Here is a 1,079-nt window from a genome sequence, read left to right on the forward strand (position 1 = left end):
GTCAAGCAACTGTGAGGTTTGCCAAGTGGGGATTCCATTTTTGTCGGGATTTGAGCAGTGCTTGTGCGAGCTTTAGGAGCTGATGCATGGCGGCGACAAGGGCGACTTTGAAGGGTTTGGACTGAGCCCGTTGTCGGTCATAGATGGTTTTCACGATAGGGTTTTTCTTGATGGCAGTGATCGTAGCCATGTAGAGGGCAGAGCGGACTTCGCCGCGCCCGCCCCAGATCGCGCGCTTGCCGCGCATCATGCCAGAGTCGCAATTGAACGGCGCAACGCCGACGAGGGCGGCGGCTTGTCGCTGGTTCATAAAGGCCAGTTCGGAGAGATCGCCGATCAGCGTCCGTGAGAGTATTGGGCCGACACCTGGGATGGATTGCAAGATTTCATCATCTTCTTGGAAGGATGAATTGGCCTTGATGGCCCCATCGAGGTCTTTATCGGCCGACTTTATCTCGCCCGACAACCAATCGATGTGGCGTGTAATGGCTTTGACAAGGGCCGGTGTTCGGGCCCCTTCAAGGCGGGTTTTCTCGACTTTGCGCATTTCGACAAGCTGACGGCGTCGTGCAATCAGATCCCGTAACTCCATGAGTTCAGGGCTTTTTGGGTCTCGGACCACCGGACGAATAGCTTCACCAAAGGCGGCCAAGACTTTTGCGTCCACGACATCGGTCTTCGCCAGTCGACCACTGGCTTTAGCGAAATTGCGGACTTGGCGCGGGTTCACAACCGCGACTGGAATGTCCTTCTCCACAAGGGCTGCGACCAAGTCTCGTTCATAACCACCTGACGATTCTAGCGTCACCAATTGCGGATTCTGGCTTTCTACCCAGTCAACCAATCTGGGTAGCTCCCGCACGTGAAGTCCAATGATAGGCCCAGAAGAACTGGCCCCGTCAAAGCGATATTTGGCAACGTCGATCCCAATAAAGGGTCTAGAAGATGGTTTTTGTGTCTCTGTCATAGCTCCCTCCTCGTGCATACGAGCTTGCCAGAAGCCACGCCAAGACAACCCTCAGCTGGGCCTCCGACAGCTCAGGCAACTGTTCGGAGATTAAACAAATGACTGCCCGCCT

Annotated in this window: 1 protein-coding gene; it reads right to left on the reverse strand. The window is 55.1% G+C overall.

The window, feature by feature from the left end:
- Nucleotide 1: 1 nt before the first annotated feature.
- On the reverse strand, nucleotides 2-967 hold the full coding sequence (locus ACOVRA_RS12055) for an IS110 family transposase (protein ID WP_421720502.1): 966 nt from the start codon (nucleotides 965-967) through the stop codon (nucleotides 2-4).
- Nucleotides 968-1,079: the final 112 nt, after the last annotated feature.

The sequence above is a fragment of the Aquidulcibacter sp. genome (assembly GCF_049239865.1).
Taxonomy (GTDB): domain Bacteria; phylum Pseudomonadota; class Alphaproteobacteria; order Caulobacterales; family Aquidulcibacteraceae; genus Aquidulcibacter.